This window comes from Pseudoalteromonas sp. T1lg88, assembly GCF_002964765.1.
In the GTDB taxonomy this organism is placed as follows: domain Bacteria; phylum Pseudomonadota; class Gammaproteobacteria; order Enterobacterales; family Alteromonadaceae; genus Pseudoalteromonas.
In genome coordinates this window covers 1-18,112 of record NZ_PQCF01000006.1, presented here as the reverse complement: position 1 = coordinate 18,112, position 18,112 = coordinate 1, and the positions used below count along the sequence as shown (strand labels likewise).

At 46.7% G+C, this 18,112-nt stretch carries 15 protein-coding genes and 1 tRNA gene; 6 read left to right on the top strand and 10 right to left on the bottom strand.

The genetic code is table 11. From position 1 onward, the window contains the following. Nucleotides 1–4: 4 nt before the first annotated feature. The 4 genes from C2M34_RS01780 to pepA all read right to left on the bottom strand — a co-directional run bounded on the left by C2M34_RS01780 (nt 5) and on the right by pepA (nt 6,474). Nucleotides 5–1,333, bottom strand: coding sequence for a mechanosensitive ion channel family protein (locus C2M34_RS01780; RefSeq protein ID WP_105199767.1), 1,329 nt, complete (start codon nt 1,331–1,333; stop codon nt 5–7). A gap of 205 nt (nt 1,334–1,538) precedes the next feature. Further along, nucleotides 1,539–4,385 carry a valine--tRNA ligase gene (locus C2M34_RS01775; protein ID WP_105257913.1) on the bottom strand — a complete coding sequence of 949 codons (2,847 nt, stop codon included), beginning with the start codon at nt 4,383–4,385 and terminating at the stop codon, nt 1,539–1,541. A 23-nt stretch (nt 4,386–4,408) separates the two neighbouring features. After that, nucleotides 4,409–4,843, bottom strand: a complete 435-nt coding sequence (locus tag C2M34_RS01770; RefSeq protein WP_105258119.1) for a DNA polymerase III subunit chi — start codon at nt 4,841–4,843, stop codon at nt 4,409–4,411. A 116-nt stretch (nt 4,844–4,959) separates the two neighbouring features. Continuing rightward, complete coding sequence (gene pepA / locus C2M34_RS01765) at nt 4,960–6,474, bottom strand: leucyl aminopeptidase (protein ID WP_105199635.1); 1,515 nt, start codon at nt 6,472–6,474, stop codon at nt 4,960–4,962. 247 nt (nt 6,475–6,721) lie between these two features. Here pepA and lptF point away from each other — a divergent pair, with 247 nt between their 5' ends. Both lptF and lptG read left to right on the top strand, forming a co-directional pair. Further along, nucleotides 6,722–7,834, top strand: coding sequence for an LPS export ABC transporter permease LptF (lptF, locus tag C2M34_RS01760; protein WP_105213256.1), 1,113 nt, complete (start codon nt 6,722–6,724; stop codon nt 7,832–7,834). Beyond that, nucleotides 7,831–8,895, top strand: coding sequence for an LPS export ABC transporter permease LptG (gene lptG, locus C2M34_RS01755; protein WP_105257912.1), 1,065 nt, complete (start codon nt 7,831–7,833; stop codon nt 8,893–8,895). The genes lptF and lptG overlap by 4 nt, the downstream gene beginning before the upstream one ends. A 725-nt stretch (nt 8,896–9,620) precedes the next feature. Here the strand turns inward: lptG and C2M34_RS01750 are convergent. Further along, on the bottom strand, nt 9,621–10,121 hold the full coding sequence (locus C2M34_RS01750) for an RDD family protein (protein ID WP_105199637.1): 501 nt from the start codon (nt 10,119–10,121) through the stop codon (nt 9,621–9,623). A 293-nt stretch (nt 10,122–10,414) separates the two neighbouring features. On the opposite strand from C2M34_RS01750, the gene C2M34_RS01745 reads away from it, so the two are divergent. The 3 genes from C2M34_RS01745 (at nt 10,415) to C2M34_RS01735 (ending at nt 12,372) form a co-directional block, all read left to right on the top strand. After that, nucleotides 10,415–10,499 (top strand) — tRNA-Leu (locus tag C2M34_RS01745). A gap of 167 nt (nt 10,500–10,666) precedes the next feature. Further along, complete coding sequence (locus C2M34_RS01740; RefSeq protein WP_105257911.1) at nt 10,667–11,869, top strand: integrase domain-containing protein; 1,203 nt, start codon at nt 10,667–10,669, stop codon at nt 11,867–11,869. A 155-nt stretch (nt 11,870–12,024) separates the two neighbouring features. Then, entirely contained in the window at nt 12,025–12,372 is a 348-nt protein-coding gene (locus C2M34_RS01735; RefSeq protein WP_105257910.1) for a hypothetical protein, read from the top strand. A 451-nt stretch (nt 12,373–12,823) separates the two neighbouring features. Here the strand turns inward: C2M34_RS01735 and C2M34_RS01730 are convergent, their stop codons facing one another. From C2M34_RS01730 to C2M34_RS01720, 3 genes are read right to left on the bottom strand one after another with little or no spacing between them, the layout of a single operon-like run. Beyond that, nucleotides 12,824–14,122, bottom strand: a complete 1,299-nt coding sequence (locus C2M34_RS01730; protein WP_199878763.1) for a VapE domain-containing protein — start codon at nt 14,120–14,122, stop codon at nt 12,824–12,826. Nucleotides 14,123–14,124: 2 nt separating this feature from the next. Next, nucleotides 14,125–15,144 carry a hypothetical protein gene (locus C2M34_RS01725; RefSeq protein ID WP_105257909.1) on the bottom strand — a complete coding sequence of 340 codons (1,020 nt, stop codon included), beginning with the start codon at nt 15,142–15,144 and terminating at the stop codon, nt 14,125–14,127. Next, nucleotides 15,141–15,413: a helix-turn-helix transcriptional regulator gene (locus C2M34_RS01720; RefSeq protein ID WP_105257908.1), complete on the bottom strand. Its 273-nt coding sequence runs from the start codon at nt 15,411–15,413 to the stop codon at nt 15,141–15,143. The genes C2M34_RS01725 and C2M34_RS01720 overlap by 4 nt, the downstream gene beginning before the upstream one ends. A gap of 368 nt (nt 15,414–15,781) precedes the next feature. On the opposite strand from C2M34_RS01720, the gene C2M34_RS01715 reads away from it, so the two are divergent. After that, nucleotides 15,782–16,711, top strand: a complete 930-nt coding sequence (locus C2M34_RS01715; protein ID WP_105257907.1) for a DUF5655 domain-containing protein — start codon at nt 15,782–15,784, stop codon at nt 16,709–16,711. 214 nt (nt 16,712–16,925) lie between these two features. On the opposite strand, the gene C2M34_RS01710 is transcribed toward C2M34_RS01715, so the two are convergent. Further along, nucleotides 16,926–17,501 (bottom strand): GNAT family N-acetyltransferase, encoded by a 576-nt coding sequence (locus tag C2M34_RS01710; RefSeq protein WP_105257906.1) that lies wholly within the window; start codon nt 17,499–17,501, stop codon nt 16,926–16,928. 128 nt (nt 17,502–17,629) lie between these two features. Beyond that, entirely contained in the window at nt 17,630–18,004 is a 375-nt protein-coding gene (locus tag C2M34_RS01705; protein ID WP_105257905.1) for a hypothetical protein, read from the bottom strand. Nucleotides 18,005–18,112 lie beyond the last annotated feature (108 nt).

Below are 18,112 nucleotides of genomic sequence, written 5' to 3'. Positions count from 1 at the left end.
TTGGCTATTTCGGCGTAGTATTTCTTATCGACGGCGCGTTGTCGTCGAGTATGCGCACTTCTCTTTGTGGGAATGGGATCTCGATATTGTGCTCTCGCAGTGTTTCAAAAACGATCAGCAGCAGATCGCCACCGACACGGTTTTTGCCGTCATCTATGCCGAACATCCAGAACTCGACGAACATATTCACACCAAAATCTCCGAATGAGTCGATTTCACAATCGGGACGCTCTTCAAAGGGGATATCCTCGCCGCTGATCACTTGAGGGTGCTCGGCCACGGCTTCTTTGATTATCTCGCACATGGCCCGGATATCGGTTTTATAAGCGACGCTAAAGTCGATGCGATAGCGCTGCTTGGGGTCCTTGTGGGTCCAGTTGGTCATCAGGGAATTGATAAACTTTTCATTGGGGACGAGTATGTCTTTGCCGTCATAGGTTTCTAACACCGTATAACGCATGCGAAACTCGCGTACAAACCCCTTGCTGCCGTCTTCTAGTTCTATAAAGTCGCCTATGGTTAATGAGCGATCCACCAGGATAATAATGCCGGAAATGAAATTTGAGGCAATCGTTTGCAGGCCTAACCCCAGGCCCACACCCAAGGCGCCCCCGAATACCGCAAGTGCCGTAAGGTTGATACCCATAATGTTGAGCAGCAGCAGAAAACCAACACAGAAGAGGGCGACTTCAAACACCTTGGTGAAGACTTCCTTGGTGGTGACATCCAACTTTTTTTGATTACGTATCAGCTTCTTGCCCGTCATTCTAAAGGCCTTGCCGAGCCAAAACAGGATCACGCCAAACACCAATACCCGGCCTATGCCATAAAAAGACACCTCAACATTACCTACTGTGATGGCGATTGTTTCCAGCACGGCGATAATATGCGGGAGTATCCCTACTAGATGCAGGAACACCAAGGGGAGCACCACCCAGCGCATAAAGGCGGCAATATGTTCGCCGTCTACCACGGCGCGAATAACAGTGTTTAAAAACAGCAGCACGGCGATAATTAACACCGCATTGATTAACCAGGTATCAATCTCATATTGCTCCCCTAGGAGTAAGGACAGCGTTAGAAATGAAATGGCGAGCATGGGAAAGACCACCGCCAGTAGTTTATTAACTACAAATTCCAATGCATGGCTTGGGCTTGCCGAGGGTTCTTTTACGGGCGTGACCTTTCTACGGAGCTTGGCGGCGATGAGAAAGGAGCACAAATAGATGGTTAGAACTATAGATAACTGGATCAGGAAACCCGTGCTGGTGAGCGCGTCCTGTGCGACAACAAAATACTCGTTCATTGTCTGAGTCAGGGGCTCGGTCGTCATGTTCAAGATGTTCGCAGTATCTTTTGTTGCCGCCATATTTATTTTACTTTATCAATCAATGCACTTTGATAGTAACTATAAGCCAATAATTCAGCTCTAAAATGACAAACCGTAAAAATAAAAAACAAGAAGCGAAATAGCTTTTTCTTCGCCCATAAAAAAACGCGAGCTGGGCTCGCGTTTTTCGGCTTAACCAAAAGGCCAATTACAGGCTTTCGATTTTCGCTTTTTGCTCAAGCAGTTTGGCTTTTGCTTCACTGTACTCGGCCAGTTTCGACTTTTCTTTGTCCAGTACCGCTTCAGGCGCGTTGCTGACGAACTTCTCGTTTGCTAGCTTCTTCTCAACCTGTTCCAGGCCTTTTTGTGCCTTCTCAAGTTGCTTGGCGATACGGGCAAGCTCGGCGTCAACATCAATCAGACCCGCCATAGGGATCATGATCTCAAGTTGGCCAACAAGTGCCGTGGCACAGGCTGGAGCTTCATCGGCGCTTGCAAGCACAGTTACTTCTTCAAGCTTCGCCAGCGAGCTCAGGAAGGTACGGTTTTCTTCCAGACGACGGGTGTCTTCGCTACCGGCATTGGCCAATAATACATTCAGTGGCTTGCTTGGGCTGATGTCCATTTCACCGCGGATGTTACGAATGGCAACGATGAATTGCTTCAGCCACTCCAGGTCGGCCATGGCCGTTGCATCTACCTTGCTTTCATCAAACTGCGGGAAGGCTTGCAGCATGATGGTATTGGCTTCCATACCCGCGATTGGCGCTACACGCTTCCAGATGGTTTCTGTGATGTAAGGCATCAATGGGTGCATCAGGCGCAGCAGGCCTTCAAGTACGGTGATCAGCGTATGACGCGTACCACGTTGCTGTACTTCGTTACCCTTGAATAATACCGGCTTGGTAAGTTCTAAGTACCAGTCACAGAACTGGTTCCAAGTGAACTCATAGATGGTATTGGCAGCCAGGTCAAAACGATAGTTATCCAGATGCTCGGTGAAGGTTTTCACCGTTTGCTGGAACTGACCCTGGATCCAACGATCCGCCAGCGAGTATTCGCGCTCAGCATCGTTAAAGCCACAATCCTGCTCTTCGGTATTCATCAGCACGTAACGGCTGGCGTTCCAAAGCTTGTTACAGAAGTTACGGTAACCCTCAAGACGGTTCATGTCCCAGTTGATATCACGGCCGGTTGAAGCCATGGCCGCCAGAGTGAAGCGCAGCGCATCCGTACCGTGCGGCTCAATGCCATCGGCGAATGTCTTACGGGTGTTTTCCTCAATCTTCTGTGCCAGCTGCGGCTGCATCATGTTGCCGGTACGCTTGGTAACCAGGCTTTCAAGATCGATACCGTCGATCATGTCTAACGGGTCAAGCACGTTACCTTTTGATTTTGACATCTTGTCGCCGTTCTCATCACGGATAAGACCGGTCACGTAAACTGTTTTAAATGGCACTTGCGCTTTACCGTTTTCGTCTTTGATGAAGTGCATGGTCATCATGATCATACGCGCAACCCAGAAGAAGATGATGTCGAAGCCGGTAACCAGGACATTAGACGGGTGGAATACTTTTAGATCTTCAAGGTTATTCGGCCAGCCCAGTGTCGAGAAGGTCCATAGCGCCGATGAGAACCAGGTATCAAGTACGTCATCGTCTTGAGTCAGTGTTACGTCATTGCTCAAGTTGTTGTCGCGGCGCACTTCTGCTTCATCACGGCCAACATAGACGTTACCTTCGCTGTCATACCATGCCGGGATACGGTGACCCCACCAAAGCTGACGTGAGATACACCAGTCTTGAATATCGCGCATCCAGGCGAAGTACATGTTCTCATATTGCTTAGGAACGAATTGGATATCGCCGTCTTCAACCGCTTTGATCGCAGGCTCAGCAAGAGGCGCAACGCGCACATACCATTGGTCTGTAAGCAGTGGCTCGATGATCACGCCCGAGCGGTCACCGTAAGGTACGGTCAGGCTGTGGTCGTCGATTTTTTCAAGCAGACCGGCTTGCTCAAACTCTTCAACAACCTTGGTACGGGCATCGAAACGGTCAAGGCCGTGGAAACGCTCTGGAAGAGGTGCGTCCAGCTCAAGAGGCTTGCCGTCGAAGGTGAAGGTTTCACCTTCGCTAAGAATCGCCGCATCCTTGTCGAATACGTTGATCATAGGCAACTGATGACGCTTGCCCACTTCGTTATCGTTGAAGTCGTGTGCCGGGGTGATTTTTACACAGCCCGTGCCTTTTTCCATATCGGCGTGCTCGTCGGCCACGATAGGAATGCGACGGTTGACGATAGGAAGCAGAATTTCTTTACCGATAAGGTCCTGGTAGCGCTCGTCATCCGGGTTTACCGCAACACCTGTGTCGCCCAGCATGGTTTCAGGACGGGTTGTTGCAACAACGATATAGTCTTTACCATCTTGGGTTTTAACGCCATCCGCCAGCGGGTAGCGCAGGTTCCACATATGGCCTTGCTTGTCTTTGTTCTCTACTTCTAGGTCAGAGATGGCGGTGTGTAGTTTCGGGTCCCAGTTAACCAGGCGCTTACCACGGTAGATCAGGTCATCCTTGTACAGGCGAACGAAAACTTCTTTAACTGCTTCCGACAGACCGTCGTCCATGGTGAAACGCTCACGGTCCCAATCAACAGAGGCGCCAAGGCGACGCAGTTGCTTGGTGATGGTGCCACCTGATTGCTCTTTCCATTCCCAGATCTTGTCGATAAAGGCGTCACGGCCCAAGTCATGGCGAGTTTTACCTTCTTCCGCGGCCAGCTTGCGCTCTACAACCATTTGCGTGGCGATACCAGCATGGTCGGTACCTACCTGCCATAGGGTGTTGTTGCCCTGCATGCGCTTAAAGCGAATAAGGGTATCCATAATGGTATCTTGGAACGCGTGGCCCATATGCAGGCTACCTGTGACGTTCGGTGGTGGGATCATGATTGAGTATGCATCGCCTTCGCCACTTGGTTTGAAGTAGCCGTTTTCTTCCCACTCTTGATAGAGGGATTGTTCAATATCTTGCGGATTGTAGGTTTTATCCATTGCCCAGGACCTTTAAATTCTATCTAAACTTTTTGTGTGCTTAGCTGCGCGCCAATATCGCGAAGCTGCTTGTATTTTGCTCGTGCCATTTGTTTGCGTCGCTCGTCGGCGGGCACAAAATCTAAAATGGTGTCGAAGCGGCGTATAAAATCGGGCACCGTGGAGGCTAAATTAATTAGCACAGTGCGCTTGGCAACCGGCGGTGTTTGTCCAATTTCTACGGCGGCGCCGCCACGAGAGCCTTCGCCTTGAAGGTTGTGGGGCACAAAACTATCGGCGTCAAACGCCCATAAATGTTGGTCGATAAGGTGCGCATCGTCACGGTTATCAACAAAAATAAATACCCTTTTGCCCTGGCGGTATTGCTCCGCTGCGAGGCGGGCACCAAGATCAAAATGAGCCGGCACGTCATGGCCCGGCTCATCGGTATTTTCTAGCAGGTAAAATAACGCGTGCATTGCGTCCTCTACGCGGCTCGTTAATGCGCCAATTTTGCCACAATCGGCAGTTTGCATCAATGAATAAGCCCCTATAAAAGGGGCTTAACAGTACTAAGGCTGATTAATCGGGAAGATTAATCTTGCGGGTTTTCTGAAACGCCAGCGCGATTAATCAAATACTGGGTCAGCATAGGCACAGGACGACCGGTTGCGCCCTTGTTTTTGCCGCCACTACGCCAGGCCGTACCGGCGATATCCAGGTGCGCCCAGTTGTATTTCTTGGTGAATTTAGACAAGAAACACGCCGCCGTGATGGTACCGGCTGCACGACCACCCAGGTTGGTGAAATCGGCAAATGGGCTGTCCAGCTGTTCGTGGTAATCATCCCACAATGGCAACTGCCAAGCGCGGTCGCCACTTTGCTCACCGGCTTTAAGCAGGTCATGGGCCAGCGGGTTGTGGTTTGACAGCATACCGGTAGCATGGGCACCTAAGGCGATAATACAAGCGCCTGTTAGGGTGGCAACGTCGATAACAGTGTCTGGGTCGAAGGCTTCAACATAGGTCAGCGCGTCACACAGTACCAAACGGCCTTCCGCGTCCGTGTTAAGTACCTCAACGGTTTGCCCCGACATGGTAGTAAGAATGTCACCCGGGCGATAGGCATTGCTGCCCGGCATGTTTTCACAGCCGGCTAATACGCCAATCACGTTAATGGGTAGGTTCATCTCAGCGATAGAGCGCATGGTGCCGATAACACCGGCGGCGCCGCCCATGTCGTACTTCATTTCATCCATGCCTTCGCCTGGTTTAATTGAAATACCGCCCGAGTCGAAGGTCAGGCCCTTACCCACAAGCACGATAGGTGCTGCATCTTCAACACCACCGTTATAGTGGATCACCGACATCACAGATTCATTGGCGCTGCCGCGACCTACGGCCAGGTATGAGTGCATGCCCAGCTCTTCCATTTCTTTCTCGCCAACCAGATTCACCGTAACCTTGTCGAACTCGGTTTCCAGCGACTTGGCTTGTTCACCTAAATAGCGCGGATTACAGATATTTGGCGGCATATTGGCCACGTCTTTACATAGCTTGGCACCGGAAGCGATGGCCAGACCATGTTCGATGGCGCTTTCGCCTATGGTCAACTCGCGACGAGTTGGCACGTTGAAGACGATTTTACGTAGCGGTCGACGCGGGTCGCTCTTTTTGCTTTTTAATTCGTTGAAGGTGTACAGGCAATCCTGGGTAGTTTCTACTGCCTGGCGCACTTTCCAATAGGTATCGCGGCCCTTAACATGCTGCTCGGTTAAGAAACAAACGGCTTCCATCGCCCCGGTTTCGTTTAGGGTGTTGATGGTTTTGGAGATGATTTGTTTGTATTGTTTGTCATCAAGTTCGCGTTCTTTACCACAGCCAACCAGAAGTACGCGCTCACTTAAAACGTTAGGTACATGGTGCAGTAGCAGGGTTTGGCCTGGCTTGCCTTCAAGGTCGCCGCGACGCAAAAGATTCGAAATATAGCCTTCGCTGATCTGGTCCAGCTGCTCACCTATGGGTGATAATCGGCGTGGTTCATAAACACCCACCACGATACAGGCACTGCGCTGTTTCTCTGGACTTCCACTCTTTACGCTAAATTCCATTGTGACTCCTAATTAGAGGAATAATCGGTACTTCTGGCGTGTTGTTCAGCAACAGGCCGAGTAAGTACTTATAATATGCCAGTGAACTATTTACGTTTTACTCAATCCACTAAACTAAAGTGTAGACAATTACATGCCTTAGGTAGGATATTTGATCCGCTTGACATATAATAAAGTGACTAAAATAACTAGTTTACTCAAATTTTCCCACTATGCCAGTGAAACACGACGTTTTTAGGGGCGCACATTGCTGATTTTTAGATACTTAACCGCAGAAGTTTTGAAGTCGCAGGTGGCTGTTTTTGTTACCCTCATGACGATATTTGTGAGTCAAAAATTCGTTGTCATTTTAGGCGATGCCTCTGAGGGTAGTATTCCAGCAAAACTGGTGCTTTCTGTGGTTGCCTTAAAGTTGCCGCAACTGGCTTCCTTGATTCTCCCTCTAAGTATATTCCTAGGTATTATTCTCGCTTATAGCCGAGTGTATGCCGACAGCGAAATGACGGTTTTAAAGGCCTGTGGCGTCAGCGAATGGTATGTGGTGCGGGTGACCTTAATCTCCAGTACCGTGCTGGCCATCTTAGCCGGGGCCATGACCCTTTATCTGGCGCCTTGGGCCAGTGAAAAAGAGTATCAGTTGAAAGAACGAGCCGAGGCTGAAGCCGGTTTGTCTGCTTTACGTGCCGGGCGCTTCCAGGAAACCGGTAACGAAAAAGCCGTGGTTTTTATCCATAACATCGACAACGGTGGTCGGGTGCTTAATCGCGTTTTTGTGGCCCAGTTGCTGCGCGGTGAAGATGTGCAAAAATCCTTGATCGTTTACGCCGATATGGGTCAGGTAGAAGAGCATGAAAATGGCGAACAGCAGCTTATCTTAAGCCAAGGCCAACGGGTGGAATTAAAAGATCAGGGGCTTGATTTACAACGCACCGAATTTGACAGTTATCAGGTGCAAATTCGCGACCAGGCCATAGAGCATAAGCGACGTAAGCTGGAAGCCGTGCCCACCTCTGAATTATTAAAACAAGATAGCAATGAGGCTGTGTCGCAATTCCAATGGCGCTTGGCCATTCCCTTATCTATTCCATTGCTGACCTTAATTGCGGTGCCGCTCAGTGTGGTTAATCCACGCCAGGGTAAGTTTGCCAAGTTGGTGCCCGCCATCGCCTTATATCTGGGTTACTTTATCTTGCTTAATGCCGCCAAGTTTGCCCTTGAAGACGGCAAGATCCCGGTCTCCGCAGGATTATGGTGGGTGCATTTAAGTGCTTTATTTATAGGTGCATTTTTGATTATTAAAGGACGCCCCCTGGGTGCCTGGCTGCGCGCCAGCTTTAAGCGCAGAGGTGCCACAGCATGAAAACATTAGACTGGTATCTAGGGCGCAGCATATTACAAACCACAGGGTTTGCCTTGCTGGTCTTGGTGGGTATTAGCACCCTGATCAAGTTTATCGAACAATTGAAGTCGGTGGGGCGGGGCAGTTATGACATCATAGACGCCATGCTCTACACCCTGTACAGCATCCCCGGTGATGTGGTGGTTTTCTTCCCCATGGCGGCACTGATCGGCGGCTTGACGGGTTTAGGTGCACTTGCATCTAACAGCGAATTGGTGGTGATGCAGGCCGCCGGTATGTCGCGTCTGCAAGTAATTGGTTCGGTAATGAAAACTGCCATAGTGATGGCCCTACTTATGATGGCCATGGCCGAGTGGGGCGTGCCCAAGGCGGAGCAAACCGCTAAGCAGCTGCGTTCACAAGCCATATTCGGGGGGGAAGTTTTCAGCGCCCAACAAGGGGTCTGGGCCAAAGATGGCGATGTCTTTATAAATATTGAGGACGTTGATCAACAAGGCCAGCTAAACGGCATTCGCATGTATCATTTTGATAAGGAACTGCAATTGCAGCAGGTAACCTTTGCGGCCAATGGTTTCAGCCGTGACGGCGGTTGGATGCTGCGTGATGTAAGAACCCTGCATATGTCGGAGCAGCAAATTAGCGAGCAGTCTCAGGACGAATACTTTTATGCCTCGCAGCTAACTTCAGAGAAGCTGGGCGTGGTCTCGGTGAAGCCGGAAACCCTGTCTTTTACCGGCCTTTGGTCTTATTTGCAGTATCTCAAGCAAAATGATCAGGATACCAGCACCTATGAACTCGCCCTGTGGCGCAAGGTTATGCAGCCGGTGGCGCTTGGGGTGATGTTACTGGTGGCACTGTCGTTTATCTTTGGGCCGCTGCGTACGGTGACCATGGGCGCGCGCATCGTTATGGGGGTGATCACGGGTATCGTGTTCCACCTCACCGACCGCATTTTTGGGCCGATAGTATCTGTTTATCAGATCCCAGCCTTTATCGGTGCGGTACTGCCGAGCCTGCTGTTTATCATTTTTGCCAGTTATCTACTCAAACGCCGCAATTAAAGCTACTGCGCTCACAATTACGGTGTTAAAAATGGTCTCAATGTCCTCATTTACTCTATGTAAACTGCGGCATTTTGACCATTTTTGCCTTGTACTTGCCGCGCTCGTCACGCTCGTCACGCTTAATTATTTTGGCTGATTCTGCCTAAACGCATCCTGCTCTTTGTTGCTCGCTGTTTATACCAATTCTGTTAAGTATGTGATCAGATATAGCGCTGGATAAATGAGATGATCACAAGGCGGAATTTTTCTTATGTAGTTATTCTACATAGAAAAATTCCAACACGGTGAGCATGATATTTAGCCCGCTAGAATGATTAGCTATTTAAGTGAATTGGTATTACATAGCGCTGCTATGCTACACAACGAGCGCCGCGATCAGAAAGCGTTTAGATTGAATGAAAGAGCCGTTACAGGTCGGCGCGTTGCGCCGACAAGGTGCCAATAATACACTATTTGTAGGTCGGTGCTTTGCGCCGACAAGGTGCCAATGATGCCCTATTTGTAGGTCGGTGCTTTGCGCCGTCAAGGTGCCAATGGTGCCCTATTGTAGGTCGGTGCTTTGCGCCGACAAAGGAAGATTGGTGTTCTATTGTCGGCCTGAAGGCCGACCTACATTAGCGCGGCGCTGATGGCCGCTCTGAAATAATAAGTCGGTACTCTGCGCCGACATATCAACACATGGTGTATCTTTGTCGGGGTGAACCCCGACCTACATCCAGGTCTTAATCTAGGGCGCGATAGACCTTTTTATTATCTTCTTTCGATAGGGTTACAACCTCACAACCTGAGAGGTAATCCTGCAATGCGCGTTTATTCTTAAAATCCACTAAAACCAGCAGGTTACCCAGGCCGAGCAGGGCGGTTAAGCTGCGCCATGCACCTTGCCAAAATGTAGGTAAAGAACCATCTAAACGACGTACTTGTAAGCGCCAGGCACGCATGCCTATGGTTTGTCCGCTTTTGCTCCAGAAATAACCAAAAAAGCTAATGCTCACCAGCACCAGGAGAATATCGCGAATAACATAAAGCACAGTATTTTCTTGGATCAGCGCGGCCACATCTTCGGCCTCGCCCATGGCAATCCAGCCCAGGGATACACCGCCTTGTACCAATAATAAAAAGACCACGGTAGTCAGCATGGCGAAGGCAATAACCACTAAGCCGTCATAAATAAGTGAAGCAAGACGGCGACCAATGCCCGCAGGCGCAGAATTCAATGACATGATGTTATTTCTCTCAAACAAAATCGGCGACAGTGTAACAAAGGGTGATTACAAAGGCGACGCTTTCCCGGTTCGTGGGCTAGGGCGTTGACCGCCGTATTCAGATGTAAGATAAGCAAAAAGCCCGCTTTGGTTGAATATTCGGCAGTTGACACATTAATAACATAAAACGCTTGCCGCGCTTATCATTCTTTGTATAATGCAGGGCATAGAGATGAGGGCAAATAAAAAAAGCCTTTGCTCTGAAGTGGTTTTTCTTTATCTTCTCGCCGAGAAGGTCAAAGAAAAAAGATGCCAGTGTGATGGAATTGGTAGACATGACGGATTCAAAATCCGTTGCCTTCGGGCGTGGCGGTTCAAGTCCGCCCACTGGTACCACTTTTCGGTTCGATATGAACCAGATGAGTCCAAACTTTCTGATATATATTAGAAAATTGGGCTTTTTTTATGTCCAAAATAAATCAACCACATCTACGGACATTCAGTAATTTTAGTAGTACATTTAGTAGTACAGTTTGGTTTTTATACAAGTTGTACTACTTACTATGGCTAAAATCGTCACCCCGCTTACGAATACCCAAGTAAAACAGGCTAGGCCACGGGACAAGCTTTACAAGCTGGCCGATGGTGAAGGTTTGCAGTTACGTGTCATGCCGAACGGCTCTAAACAGTGGTTACTTGATTACTATAAGCCAATTTCAAAAGCGAGATCCTCTTTAAGCTTGGGCAGTTACCCCGAAGTATCATTAGCCGATGCGCGAAAACGCAAAATAGCGGCGCGGGAACTACTGGCTGATGGTAAAGACCCTAAGTTAGAGAAGGAGCAGCAACAGCGAGCTGACAAGCTTGAGCTTGAAACTACGTTAATGTCAGTGGCGCAAACATGGTTTGAAGTTAAAAAGACGCGAATCGCAGAAAGTACGGCGACCAGCCTATGGCGCAATTTTCAAAATCATGTGTTTCCTAAACTAGCCAATCACCCGATTTCCCAAATCAATGCCCCGGAAACCATCGCAGTTTTAAAGCCATTAGCTGCAAAAGGGAGCTTGGAAACAACAAATAAGGTTATCCGCCACCTAAATGAAGTGATGGTTTTTGCCGTAAATACGGGGGTCATCCATCATAACCCACTAGCGGGGATTAAAGCGGCGTTTGAAACCCCAAAGCAGAAGAACCTTCCAGCGCTCAAGCCGAGTGAGCTGCCAGAGCTTATGAATACGCTTGCTTATGCCAGTATTAAGATAACTACAAGGTGCCTAATTGAGTGGCAACTTCATACAATCACACGGGCAAGTGAGGCAGCTGGAGTAAAGTGGGAAGAGATAGATTTTGATAATCGTGTTTGGGTCATTCCCGCTGAACGTATGAAAATGAAACGCGAACATATAGTGCCACTAACCCTGTCGGCTATTAAGATTCTTGAGAGGATGAAGCCTATCAGTGGCCACCGTGAATATGTGTTTCCAAGTGATCGCCATCCTAACGAACCCAGCAACCCGCAAACAGCCAATGCTGCATTAAAAAGGATGGGCTTTAAAAACAGGCTGGTGGCGCATGGTATGCGTTCCATTGCCAGTACGGCAATGAATGAGCGAGGACTAGACGCTGACCTTATTGAAGCATCGTTAGCGCATGTAGACAAAAACGAGGTGCGTAGAGCATATAACCGCACCGATTATATCGAGCGCAGACGCCCAATAATGGAGTGGTGGTCTGGTTTTATCGTACAGGCGTCGAAGACAATTTAAGCATCTTGAGTACGCATCGTTTGGCTTCGTTTTCAGGGTTGTTATGCTTTTGTTTTTAATTGAAAATATTTATATTGTAAGGGGCGTAGTAATAAGATCTTTGCTTAGGCTTTAAAGCCGTGTGAAATTAAATTTCTGACTAGGAGAACGGAAGTATGGGTAAAGCAAAACCAGTAACGCTAGCAGGGAGACGGTTTGAAACGCAAGGTGACGTCGTGGCGTTTTTCAACAGTCAAAAGCAGGAATTGTTGCCAGACGGGCCAATTACTGAAGGGGAGTTATTTGATATGTTAAAAGATCTCTATGAGCGTTACTGTAACAACTCTCCGGGGTATGAGTTAAATGGTCGATTGATTGAAGGCTTTATCGTTGCTTATGAGAAACGGCAGAATAATGGTTCTTGGTCAACAACTGCTTGTTTTAAAGTCCATTTTTCTAATGGTGAGATAAGGCCATTTTCTATAAAAAAAGCAGTCAAATCTGTGGCTGACAGTACTATTTAGCCTATTGTTTACAAATTGTATTGATAGTGTTCAATTAGTTACCATGCCCTTGGTTGTTTTTTAAACGAAGCTGGTATTGGTTTTATTGACCTTAAGTAGTTAGAGTAAATACTCAATTCTGAGTGGCCGCTCTCTGCACTCTGCGAACCCCGCACGGCACCGATACCCGAAAAGGAACCTAACAAGGGGTAGGTAGCCAAATAGCCTATTCTTTGTTGTGCAGTGAATCGGCTGGATCTGGTGGATGATGAAAGAAGAGCTTGAGACTTTAAAAAATAACTGCTTGTATTACTAACCTAGCTGGTTTTCTATTTAATAAATAAAAAGTTTAGAAAATTCATTCTCCCTTTAACCATTTTTGCTTGAACCCTTTGATATTAAAGACCTACCATGTGGTTAAAGAGCGATGAAAGAGAGAAAACCTGACATCTCTTTCACCGATTACCCAGCATTACTTGGCCCCAAAGCTTGTAACACGTTTACGGTAGAACTTGGCACCCCCTCTGCGAGTTTCAACCTCTAAGAAACCTTCTTTGTGCAGTTGTGCTAGAGCTTTACCTATAACCTTAGTATTCACAGCCTGCAATTTAGGGTCTGCATCCACTAAGCTTGCCGCATTGCGCCATTCGTCAAAGTATTTGTCATTGTCGGTCGATAAATATGCGCCCAGAATATAGTCGTACCAACTGCCTTTATCTTGGTATTCGTCATTAATCTTTGCAGCGAACGCACGTTCTTGATCAGTTAGATTCCAACCATATCCTGACTGATACATGTGCTTCACTTCTAACCAAAACTGTCTCAAAAGCTCAGGTTCCAACAGTCTTAAAGCGCCACTAGGATTGTATTGCCAGCCAAGAATTTTGTTTAAGGTATCCATATCCGCTGGGCTTCCCATTTCAATAACACAGAAACGGCTAGAGCCCGTGTCATCTTTTAGGAAGCCGAGGCCGTTAACCGTGGCAATAAGGTGGGATTGACGTGGTTTTTTTATATCCCGCTTAGCGTAGGGCGGACGAACCGTATCAGTGGTTTTGGTGATAAACGCCTTTAACGAGCCTTGGCTATTCTTATTCGTCCTCTCAAGCTCACCAAGTTCAGTTAACCAGGCTCTCATACATGACAACACGCTGTCTTTATTATCGGGGTTTAATTCTGCGCCTTCTAGAAACGCATTCGCAAAAATATTACACAGGCGGGAGAGGAACGCCGTCTTTCTAAAGCATTGATCACCATGAAGCACGGGCACAAGCTTACTAGAAAAGTTTGGCTCATAAAGCGAAGCCACGGCGCCAACAAGCCACCGCTTCATAACTGTCATTGCGTACTCTTCGTTGAGAGCATTCAAACATGCGAGTACCTTTTCTACTCTTTCTTCCCCGTCCCATTGTCCAGAGTCTAACCAGTCAGCTACTGGGTGATACTTATTATACTGCGCTAGTGCTATGAAATGGTCTTTTACTACGCTCTTGTTCAAATTGTGTCTTGAAGCATGAGAAAGTAAATCGCTTTCAATTTGGTCTGGAGATAGCTGTTTCTGAACATCTGTATCAGTATCATAAATTTCGGGTTCAAAGGTCATCATATTGAACCTAAGCTCCAACCCCACAAACTTGACCATTGCTTGAAAATTAGTATTTGTGGGTAACGGGTTGCCTTTGTGGTTAAAATCCACATATTCAGGGCATTGCTTTTTTGTATTTTCAGGTAAAGAGATTTCGACCGGTTTATCCGGTGGTAGCAGTTTCATACTCATTCTCCTAGCTTAAGTGAAGAGCTAACTCGCTTGTTATGTTGCGAAATAGCCCATTCTTTTTTGTTATGTTTATTCACATCAGGGAATTTTTTTGCCAGTTCTCTCAGTGCTAGCTTGGGGTCACCACCGAACGCGCGGATAGTGAGGAAATCAAACTGGTCAATGCATTGACCTATAGCGCACGGATCACTTGAATGGTGGGAGTACAGCCGTTCTTTGCCATCGGTCATGCTGGTGAGAATATATGCGCCTGCTTTACCGCTTGATGATTCAGGTGGCAAGTAGGCATTACCTTGGCGTTTGTAGCCGTGCTGGGTTAGAACGTAATCCCAAGAGTAGGAATTATTTACAAGATCAATGATAGAGACTTGGCTACCTACCAAGGTTTCTACATATGCAGGCTTAGGCGCGATACTCCTGCTAAAATTGAGCTCCTGCTCTTTTTGCTCTTGTTCGAACAACAAGGCATCCCTTAATAGTTCTGACCCTTCAATTGTTAACGGCGCACCCTCACCAACAGCATATTCGTAGCAGTCACCTGAGTATCTTGCAGGTAAATACATCCCTTGATAAAGACGAGTAGAGCAGTCATCGGCACGGAATATATTACCTAGGTATGCTTGAATCGGCGCCCACCACCTTAAAGGTATACCAGCAGCTATTTGTATATAGACGCGGTAGCGATTGCCATGGTTGCCATACTGGTGCTTGACCGTGGTGTGAATGATATATGAAGTGATTCCCAGCTGAGCCAATATGGCTTTTACGCCGCCAATATCGAACTCACTATCGTCAATATCTAGGCGTAGTAGGGTAAGATTATTGTGCGCGGAAATGGTTGCTTGTTTCTTGTTCGGCGCATCTGTACCGACAATGATGGGGGATTTCTTCTTTATATCATCAGGAGATAGTGCTCCCATATTCGGTGGCGATATAACATACTTCACTAAGTCATCCCAGTCGATATATGAAAAATTGGCCGTTACTTTTACGCTCTTGGCGTACAAAAATTTCATTTCGCAGCCCCCATATCCAAAATTTCAATGCGCTGCGCCACTAGCTCCTTAACTAGCTCTTGTACTTCTGTAGTGGATTTCCCGGCGGCGTATGCAGCAAGCACGGTGTTGACTTCATGCTGCAACCAGCCTTTGGCTGAGCCGCCTAGTGATATTGGGGAAGGGAATATACCGGCGTTAATGCGGTTATAGATTGTTGAGTTACTGAAACCAAATATTTCCAGCACTTCTGGTTTTCTGATTACCTTTACAGGTGCGTGTAATTTCATGGCGTTACCCCGATTTATTGTTAGTTAGGTTTATTTGGGCAACACCTATTATCTACATCTAAAAGCGTTCTTCCGTCAAAAATTTAATTTTTTTCAAATTTTTTTCGGCCACTACCTGTTTGATATGTATTGCAAATATATATTAGCCGCTTGCTTTTTCGCCTAGCTCTCTGGGCATCAGGTAAGGGCCTTTAGGCGGAAATCTGTTGCTTGTAGCATGGGTTGCAAACCCGTAATATTAGTAGGCGGTCAAGTTGGCTGAGTAGAAAAAAACTCGCTGGTGGGCAACCATCTTTGTGGACAAAGGTGGCTAAAGCTTTTTGTCAAATAAAGTGGGTAGTAGCGCCAAGGCATAGGGAAGAAGAACGTTGAGTGATATCAAATTATTTCAGCTTGGTGGCAACCAAAGTCAGGTAGTGGAATTGCCAAGCCAAGCGGCAAAACTCGAAAAAGACCTTCAGCAACTGGTTGAGCAACATATGGACACCTTTCTCGGAGTCCGATTTCTGGCAACGGAGTTCAGTACCTCTAACGGTGGGCGTATTGACTCGCTGGGGTTAGATGAAAACGGTTGCCCCGTGATCATTGAATACAAGCGCCATACCAATGAAAATGTGATAAACCAAGGCCTGTTTTATTATGATTGGCTGTTGGATCACAAAGCCGAGTTTCAATTACTGGTAATGAAAGAGCTAACCCATGACGTAGCCGAAGCGGTAGAGTGGGAAGGTGCACGTCTTATCTGCATTGCCAGCGATTTTACCAAGTATGACGAACATGCCATCAAGCAGATAGATAAGAACATAGAGCTAATGCGCTACAAGTATTTTGGCGCGGATCTGCTTATGCTGGAGTTAGTAAATACCCAAACGACCAAGGCCACCGGCACCGTTAAAGTAAGCCACCAGCCCAAAAGCTTAAAAGCAACAAGCCAAGATAAAAGCCATAAGGCCATGCTTGAAACTTCAAGCGATAAGCTGCTCAAGCTCTACGACGAACTATGTGATTTTTGCGAGTCTTTAGGTGATGATGCACAGCGTAAAGAGCTGAAGCTCTACACCGCATTTAAGCGCATTAAAAACTTCGTTAGCTTTCATGTACTGCCACAGAAGAAAGACGAGCGAATCGTTATGTACCTGAAAGTACAGCCAGCTAGTATTGAACTGGAAGAAGGCTTTACCCGAGACGTTACCAACACGGGCCATTGGGGTACCGGTGACCTAGAAGTGCTGATACGCACAGAGCAAGACATTGAAAAAGCAAAGCCGTTAATTCAAATGAGCTTTGAGAATAATTAAGTATAAGAAAATGACTTTATTAGCATTTTAGGTAGCGTATGCTTAGCTGTTCATTGAACATCAAGTTCGGCTTAGAGCGAAGAACGGACGACCACTCTAGCGCGTTTTTGGACAAAAACACGTTAGAGTATTTATTCGGTAACGCCACGGTTTGGGGCTGACATGGAGCGCCAGCGGAATGGCAGTCCCAGCCGAAGGCGACAACACCGCCTTGTTATATTTGTATGCCAACAATATTTTTAATGTCGTTATCATTGAGGAAAAATATAGGCGCACCCAGTGTGTCATTATGGTTGTTCATGACACACAGCCCAGAATACAAGCCTTTAGACAAAAGAAAGTTATTGTCTTTAGGAACTTCAAAAGGCTGTGTATAGTGAAATCCATATTTTTCGTAAAACTCCACTTTTTCTGACGGACAAATGAGACAAATCTTAGGTTCACTTTCTGATAGTGACCCAAGTATTTGCCCGCCTATACCATGACCACGAAGTTCTTCTTTTACATATATTTTATGAAGATACTTTGGAAACTTGGGGTCCGGATGAACAAAGAGCATAGCGTAACCGAATAGCTCTTGATCATTGTGGGAAATTGCTATGCGTAAATGCCCTGCCTTATAGCATTCATCAAGAACCGAAATTATGTACTTTATTGCTCTTTTATTGTCACTTTCATCAAATGCAATGAAATGAGTAAAAAGACTTGGGCTTAGCGCCAAGTCAGAAAGCATACCCGAAGCCTCAAGGTCATATATTTCCTTTAGAAAATAATCAGCAGTGTATTCCATTCATGGCTCCGTTCTTGAAAGAATATAACGCCCAAATAAGGGGCTGATTAATAGTTTGCTAAAATGTGAAGCGGAGCGGAACCGAGCAAACTGTTAGCAGTCCCGCTTTATTTTCTTGTTAGGTGTATTTACACGCCCACCAATAATGCACATATAAATACAATGCCGCTAATAACACTATAAGCAACAAATTTACCTATACTAATTTGATACTGTTTGGCTAATAAAGCTAAGTCCAGCTTTCGAAACCGCTGATGGATAATTGCCATAACAGCAAAAAACGTAATTATTACAGTAGCAATATAATGTTGCTTACTAAACAAGAAGTTATTCAAATTAGTAAATATACCGCCAAATAGATATTCACTAAACAATAGCACTGACCATAAGTTAAGAAGTAGAAAGAATGACAATGTCGTTGAAGCCGAAATAGAAGAATAAAAGCGAGATCCGCCTTTATTAATTTCTCTAAAAGCTAATGATAAAAATAGTGACTTCAACATCCAAACCTTTCTATACACTGGTCTTCCCCATCAAAAGTAGACAGGTTATTACGCAAACCGTTGCTCATACTCCAGCGGGCTGAGATAGCCTAACGCAGAGTGACGTCG

Excerpts from the sequence above, each read along its gene's own strand:
- C2M34_RS01780 (WP_105199767.1), bottom strand. The coding sequence starts at position 1,333 with ATGACGACCGAGCCCCTGACTCAGACAATGAACGAGTATTTTGTTGTC.
- C2M34_RS01775 (WP_105257913.1), bottom strand. The coding sequence starts at position 4,385 with ATGGATAAAACCTACAATCCGCAAGATATTGAACAATCCCTCTATCAA.
- C2M34_RS01770 (WP_105258119.1), bottom strand. The coding sequence starts at position 4,843 with ATGCACGCGTTATTTTACCTGCTAGAAAATACCGATGAGCCGGGCCAT.
- pepA (WP_105199635.1), bottom strand. The coding sequence starts at position 6,474 with ATGGAATTTAGCGTAAAGAGTGGAAGTCCAGAGAAACAGCGCAGTGCC.
- lptG (WP_105257912.1), top strand. The coding sequence starts at position 7,831 with ATGAAAACATTAGACTGGTATCTAGGGCGCAGCATATTACAAACCACA.
- C2M34_RS01750 (WP_105199637.1), bottom strand. The coding sequence starts at position 10,121 with ATGTCATTGAATTCTGCGCCTGCGGGCATTGGTCGCCGTCTTGCTTCA.
- C2M34_RS01740 (WP_105257911.1), top strand. The coding sequence starts at position 10,667 with ATGGCTAAAATCGTCACCCCGCTTACGAATACCCAAGTAAAACAGGCT.
- C2M34_RS01735 (WP_105257910.1), top strand. The coding sequence starts at position 12,025 with ATGGGTAAAGCAAAACCAGTAACGCTAGCAGGGAGACGGTTTGAAACG.
- C2M34_RS01730 (WP_199878763.1), bottom strand. The coding sequence starts at position 14,122 with ATGAAACTGCTACCACCGGATAAACCGGTCGAAATCTCTTTACCTGAA.
- C2M34_RS01725 (WP_105257909.1), bottom strand. The coding sequence starts at position 15,144 with ATGAAATTTTTGTACGCCAAGAGCGTAAAAGTAACGGCCAATTTTTCA.
- C2M34_RS01720 (WP_105257908.1), bottom strand. The coding sequence starts at position 15,413 with ATGAAATTACACGCACCTGTAAAGGTAATCAGAAAACCAGAAGTGCTG.
- C2M34_RS01710 (WP_105257906.1), bottom strand. The coding sequence starts at position 17,501 with ATGGAATACACTGCTGATTATTTTCTAAAGGAAATATATGACCTTGAG.
- C2M34_RS01705 (WP_105257905.1), bottom strand. The coding sequence starts at position 18,004 with ATGTTGAAGTCACTATTTTTATCATTAGCTTTTAGAGAAATTAATAAA.